Source organism: Paenibacillus sp. N119s (assembly GCF_059447605.1).
Genome location: NZ_JCAJRU010000265.1, coordinates 1 through 6,484, shown reverse-complemented (window position 1 = coordinate 6,484; position 6,484 = coordinate 1). Strand labels below are relative to the sequence as shown.

Genomic DNA, 6,484 nt, shown 5'->3' with positions numbered 1-6,484 from the left:
AGATGTTTACGGTGCCTGTCCGGGGTGGCAAACTGCGCCTCACCGTATCTGGCACCGCACCGCGAATCAATGCGCTGGAGATTGTGCCAGCACCACAGAGTCTCCGGCTGTTCCTAGCCGGAGATTCAACGGTTACGGATCAAGGGCTGGCTGGCTATCCGTATACAGGCTGGGGCCAGGCTTTGCCGGCCCTGTTCAAGCATGATGTCTGCGTGGATAATCATGCCGTATCGGGGCGAAGCTCGAAAAGCTTCGTGGACGAGGGACGGCTGGACGCTATTTTGGAGGAAATGAAGGCAGGCGACTTCCTGTTCATCCAGTTTGGCCACAACGATCAGAAGCCTGATCCGCAGCGGGCCACGGAGCCTTTTACGACCTACAAGGAGCATCTGCGCCTGTATATCGACGGAGCAAGAAGCAAGGGCGGCACCCCGGTGTTAATAACGCCTGTACATCGTCGCTATTTTAACGAGGAGGGTACGCTGTCCGACACACATGGCGACTATATAACGGCGGTTCGCGAGCTGGCGGAAGAAGCGAACGTGCCGCTCATTGATTTGTCTGTCCGCACGCAGGAGCTATATGAAGAGCTGGGCTCTGAAGCAAGCAAGGAGCTTTTTATGTGGCTGCTGCCTGGGGAATACATGAACTTTTCCGGTGGCCTGGAGGATAATACGCATTTTCATGAGAATGGTGCGATCCGGATTGCAAACATGGTGACGGCGGCTGTGAAGGAACTGGATTTGCAACCGCTGCGCATGTACTTACGTTGACGGATGACCTTTTTTGGAACAGGTGGCAAGGAGGGCAACTAACGTGAAGCTTACCAAAGGAGGAGACGTAGAAATGCCTGCATTGAGTTTTGATGAGGAACAGATTAAACAGGTGATCGACCGGGTAGTGGAACGCACGTTTCAAATGCACTATAGCTGGGACTGGCCGGGTGGAGTAGCCTTTTATGGAGTATGTGAAGCGTATGAAGCAACAGGCAATGAGAAGTATTTGATCCAGCTGAAAGAATGGATCGACGAGAATATCGAGGATGGACTTCCACCTCTGTCGGTAAATGGTGTTTCTGTCGGCCATTGTTTGTTGACGCTGCATCAGGCTACAGGGGAACAAAAATACCTGGATATCGCCATCGAGATGGCAGAATTTTTGGTCAAAAAAGCGGTGCGGTTTGCCGACGGTATTTTCCAGCATACCGTGAACTCACTACATGATGTATTTCCACAGCAGGCATGGGTGGATACGATGTTTATGGCCGGTTTTTATTTGCTGCGTATCGGTCATTTGCTAGGCAACAAGACATATTGGGAGGATGGCATCCGACAATATCACGGACATGAGGAATTTTTGCAGGACCCGGATACGAATTTGTATTATCACGGCTGGGATCATGCGAACCAGAGCCGCATGTCGGGGATATACTGGGCGCGCGGCAATTCATGGGCTGCCCTCACGATGGCCAAGGCGCTGAAATGTGTGGAGGTGCAGTATCCATCCTATATGATCATCGACGGCTCGCTGCGTGACCAGCTGAATGCATTGGTGCGGCTGCAATCTCCGGAAGGACTGTGGCATACAGTGCTGGATGATGATACCTCTTATCTGGAGACCTCCGGCTCGGCAGGGATTGCAACGGCTTTACTTATGCAGGGCCGACTGTTTAACAAATACACGCAAAAGGCGATCGACGGCATTCTTTCTCGTATTAAGGAGGACGGTACAGTGACTGGCGTATCCGCTGGAACTGCTGTCATGAACGATATAGATGGCTATCGCAACGTACCCTACAAACGCATTCAGGGATGGGGCCAGGGATTGACACTTGCTTTTCTGGCCCAGCTGCTGCGTACCAAGGAGAATCCATACGGGTAGAAAAGGGGCAAGAGGTATGGAGGTAAACATAGGTGAAAGGAGGCTAATGGCATGGGAGAACCTGAACTTTCTCAGGAAAAGGTGGCTAATCAGCCGCGAGGCGGTCTATTTTGGATCATCCCCGACGGATATATTCCACCGGAAAGCCGGGGAGAACTGCTCAGTCATGAGAGTATATGCGTGTTAAACTGTGGAAACTGTGCGGCAAAGCTGAGTATAGACATTTATTTTGAGGACCGTGAGCCATTGGAGGGTTTGATCGAGGTGGTGGAAGGAAGACGAACCCGTCATATCCGCACAGCCTCGCTCCAAAAGTCAGGCGAACGGATTCCGACAGGTATCCCTTATGCAATTACGGTCGCTAGCGATGTGCCAGTCATTGTACAATATAGCAGACTGGACACGACACAGCCGGAGCTGGCGTTAATGAGTGTCATGGCGTACCCGGTCTAGTTCACGAAAACGCTGAAGTTAAAAAACTCCAGGCTGGAATGGGGTCAGTCCCATGATCCAGCTTGGAGTTTTCTTTTTTGAAGGCAGATTAGTTACCTGTCTGTCTCTAATCCATTATTGCGATTTTGCCGAAGTTGTTTTGATTGGCGTGAAGCTTTTTCGACCTCCGAAATTCGTACCCAGCACACCGACAATGATCATCACAGCACCAATAATGTGATAGTAGGCAAGCTGTTCCTTCAAAATATAAGCACCTGCCATCATGGAAATAAGGGTGGATAAATTACCGATCACACTCATTTTGGAGGCTTCGATCCACTTCAAGGCAAAGCTGGATAACAGCGAGGTGACGAGGGTGGACAGTATGCCTAGATAAGCCAGTGCCAGCCAATAATCAGGCTTTACGAGTGGCGCGGTATAAGCGCTCATAGTACCGTCCATGGCATGATACCCCAAGGCCGCCAGATTAAAAACAATACATCCCAAAATGGAGGTAACGTAGGTCAATTCCATCGGGCTGTATTTTTGTGTTAATGGACGAGCTAGCACGTTATAGCCTGATAGGCATATAGCAGAGAGCACAAGCAGGAAAATACCGCCAAAGCTATTGGAAGCTAGCGGTGTCCCGCTTTTCATCACAAATATAAAAACCACACCAAAAACAGAGAGCAGTAAGGAAATCTTTTGAACTCCCGTTGTGCGCTCTTTAATAACATAGGAGGCTAACAGGAGCGTAAAGATCGGAACGGTAGCTTGAATAATTCCACCCTCCGATGAAGAAGTACTCATCAGTCCGAACGCTTGCAAGGGGAAAAACAGTAACGGTGAAAGCAGGGCGAGTGGTAAAATGCGCAGCATATCACGCCACTTGATATTAACCTTGATCCAGCCAAGCAGCACTGGAAGGGTCAAAGCGATAAACGACAACGCAAAGCGGTGGGCAATCACATCCAGCGGACTTGCCTCCGTCACCGTCAGTTTTACAAATAAAAATGAGAAGCCAAGTATAGCTGCATAGCTGAGAGCTGCCAGATAGGCGACCCCATTTCTGGAACGATTGTGCATAATAAACCTCCGTTATCTGATCTTAACCTGTGGTTCTCTCAATATAACCGGATGGTATAACTTGATACAATCCCAAAAAAACACAACTGTACCGGTACAGTTGTGGATTAAAAAAAGCTGGAATGCAGTCCCAAAGGTCGGATAATTGTTGGTCAGATACCCGTATCTCCAGACTGCTTCCAGCTTATCATCTATTCCAGCTATCGCTTACTGCTCTACTTATTTACCTTGTGACATCGCACGGAACGAATCTTCTGCCGCTTCCAGCGTGGCATCCACATCTTCGTCCGTATGCGCTGTTGTGAGGAACCAGGCTTCGAACTTGGATGGAGCCAGATGGATACCACGATTCAGCATGTGACGGAAGAAGGATGCGAACGCTTCGCTATCCGTGTCCTGCGCCTGTTCATAATTCGTGATCGGATGGTCGCAGAAATGCGTCGAGAACGCTCCACGAATGCGGTTGATCGTCAACGGCACGCCGTAGCGATCAGCGGAAGACTGAATACCGTCTGTCAGTCTCACAGCCAGACGTTCCATCTCTTCATACACGCCTTCCCCTTGAAGAACTTCAAGGCAGGCGATGCCTGACGAAATGGAAGCTGGGTTGCCCGCCATTGTACCTGCCTGATAGGCCGGACCGAGCGGGGCAACCTGCTCCATGATCTGCTTGCTGCCGCCGTAGGCACCAATCGGCAGACCGCCGCCCATGATTTTGCCCAGCGCGGTCAAATCCGGCTGAATCGCATCATGGTTGTCCAGGCCTGCATACGTTTGGGCGGAGCCGTAGTGGAAGCGGAAGGCGGTAATGACCTCGTCATAAATGACGAGGGAGCCGTTCGCCCGCGCCATCGAGCACAGCCCTTCCAGATAGCCTGGCTGCGGCATGACCATGCCGAAATTACCGACAATCGGCTCGACCATGACTGCCGCCACATCGTCGCTCCAGTGCTCCAATGCTTGGCGCAGTGCGTCGAGGTCATTGAATGGCACGGTAATGACCTCGCTCGCAATGTTGGTTGTAATGCCCGCACTGTCAGGTATGCCCAGTGTGGAAGGGCCGGAGCCTGCCGCTACAAGTACCAGATCCGAGTGACCGTGGTAGCAGCCGGCAAATTTGATGATCTTGTTCCGCCCCGTATAGGCCCGTGCCACACGAATCGTCGTCATGACCGCTTCTGTGCCGGAATTCACAAACCGAACTTTATCCAATGAAGGAATGGCTTCCTTCAGCATCTTGGCCAGTTTGATTTCCAATGCCGTCGAGGTGCCATACAATACGCCATTCGCCGCCGCTTCGCTGATGGCCTTGGTAATATGGGGGTGAGCATGTCCGGTAATAATAGGGCCGTAGGCTGCCAAATAGTCGATATACTTATTGCCATCCTCATCCCAGAAATGAGCGCCTTGGGCGCGTTTCATGAATACTGGAGCACCGCCGCCTACAGCTTTAAAGGAGCGTGAAGGGCTGTTAACGCCCCCGACAATATGCTCCAGCGCTTCTTTATATAGTGCTTCGGAGTTTTCCCGTTTCATCATCAAAACTTCCTTTCCGTTCATTAAAATAGGGTATACACACGCCAAAGGGCAGCGTTCACGGCTGCCCCTGCATACATCATTATAGCTCTTTTTGTCTTGTCTTTGTTGTTGATTGTGTGGAAGCATCTTCAGTAGTGGTTTTATTGCCCCCGGTAAAGGAAGCTTTATCCGTCTTGGAAGACGATGCACTATCCGGCTGCTTCGTTTCGGTCTGGTCCTTGTTTTGTTCCTGTGTCTGTACGGGAGGATTATTAAATATATCCTGCACATATGATTTCAGTTCTTCGGGATCACGGACGGTAAGTACTGCCGCGCCGCCCACATTCTCCTCGCCAAGCAGCTTCATTGGTGGAACCTGTTCGCTGCCTGCAAAGCTGCTTTGGTACCCCACATTCGCCAGCTTCCACATATCGTTCACACTGAGATTCGTATCAATGTACGGGTTAACCTGCTCTAAAATATTGGGCAGATTAGCGATGGAAGTTGTAGTCTGCATTTTCTGGGCTACAGCCTCCAAAAATGCCCGTTGCCGTCCGGAACGGGAAAAGTCAGACATAGCATCGTGGCGGAATCGCACATATTGAAGCGCCGTCTTGCCGTCCAGATGCTGCAACCCTTTTTTCAAATCAATATCGTATTCGTGCTTATCCGCATTACTTGTATAATGCATATCCTTTTCCACTTTAAAATCAATCCCGCCTATAGCGTCCACCAGTTTAATAAAGCCCTGGAAATCGGTATATACATAATATTGCACCGGGATGCCAAGCAGATCACCGGCCGTCTTCATGGCCGTGTTGGGTCCATGAGTAATGGCAGTATTGATCCGATTTTTTCCGTAGCCGGGAATATCCACGTACGTATCACGCAAAATAGAGAACAAGTGGATTTTTTTCTTCACAGGGTCCAGCGATACAACCATCATGCTGTCCGATCGTGGGACTTCCCCTTTCTGGATGCCACGGCCATCGACACCCATCAGCAAAATGTTAACCATATCGGTACCTTCCCACTTGGGCGGTTCTGGCGTACGAACCTGATCGACCTGCTCTACATTTTTGAAGGGGGAGTTAGCACCCTCTTTATGCAGATTTTCCAGCTGATTATAAATAGATGTAAAATAGTACACGGCAAAGCCGACAATCGCGACGATTACCACGGCTAGAACCGACCATATCGTCTTTTTGGTTCTGCTTGTCATGGATGCTCTCCCTTTCGCTTTTCAGTTCATTACATTATAATTTCTTTTTGGAGCACAATCAATTTAACTATGGATTTTACAAATCCTGATTGAGAGGTATAGCATGCTAGCAATTGATGTGCAGGATCTGCGCAAAACATTTAAGGTTCAAAAAAACCGCGAGGGCTTAAAAGGCGCCTTCCTTGATTTATTCGCCCGCGAATACAACGAGGTGGCTGCGGTCAAAGATATATCTTTCCGTATTCCACAAGGGGAAATATGCGGTTATATTGGTGAGAACGGGGCCGGAAAGTCCACCACGATTAAGATGTTGACAGGTATTCTGGTGCCAACATCGGGACATCT

7 protein-coding genes are annotated in these 6,484 nt (G+C 49.9%); 4 read left to right on the top strand and 3 right to left on the bottom strand.

Features of this window, described 5'->3' with window-relative positions:
* The 3 genes from AC5V8P_RS22205 to AC5V8P_RS22195 form a co-directional block, all read left to right on the top strand.
* On the top strand, window positions 1-773 hold a 773-nt coding region (locus AC5V8P_RS22205; protein ID WP_495473871.1), incomplete at its 5' end, for a rhamnogalacturonan acetylesterase.
* 73 nt (window positions 774-846) lie between these two features.
* Window positions 847-1,881, top strand: coding sequence for a glycoside hydrolase family 88/105 protein (locus tag AC5V8P_RS22200; RefSeq protein WP_064796776.1), 1,035 nt, complete (start codon window positions 847-849; stop codon window positions 1,879-1,881).
* A 51-nt stretch (window positions 1,882-1,932) separates the two neighbouring features.
* Window positions 1,933-2,334, top strand: coding sequence for a sensory rhodopsin transducer (locus AC5V8P_RS22195; RefSeq protein ID WP_064796557.1), 402 nt, complete (start codon window positions 1,933-1,935; stop codon window positions 2,332-2,334).
* Between the two features lie 114 nt (window positions 2,335-2,448).
* On the opposite strand, the gene AC5V8P_RS22190 is transcribed toward AC5V8P_RS22195, so the two are convergent.
* The 3 genes from AC5V8P_RS22190 to AC5V8P_RS22180 all read right to left on the bottom strand — a co-directional run bounded on the left by AC5V8P_RS22190 (window position 2,449) and on the right by AC5V8P_RS22180 (window position 6,139).
* Window positions 2,449-3,399, bottom strand: a complete 951-nt coding sequence (locus tag AC5V8P_RS22190; RefSeq protein ID WP_064796556.1) for a DMT family transporter — start codon at window positions 3,397-3,399, stop codon at window positions 2,449-2,451.
* 219 nt (window positions 3,400-3,618) lie between these two features.
* Complete coding sequence (locus AC5V8P_RS22185; protein ID WP_269203242.1) at window positions 3,619-4,935, bottom strand: glutamate-1-semialdehyde 2,1-aminomutase; 1,317 nt, start codon at window positions 4,933-4,935, stop codon at window positions 3,619-3,621.
* Window positions 4,936-5,017: 82 nt separating this feature from the next.
* Window positions 5,018-6,139, bottom strand: a complete 1,122-nt coding sequence (locus AC5V8P_RS22180; RefSeq protein WP_063211598.1) for an LCP family protein — start codon at window positions 6,137-6,139, stop codon at window positions 5,018-5,020.
* A 103-nt stretch (window positions 6,140-6,242) separates the two neighbouring features.
* On the opposite strand from AC5V8P_RS22180, the gene AC5V8P_RS22175 reads away from it, so the two are divergent.
* Window positions 6,243-6,484 (top strand): ATP-binding cassette domain-containing protein (locus AC5V8P_RS22175; protein ID WP_495426464.1); only part of this gene is annotated, 242 nt, incomplete at its 3' end.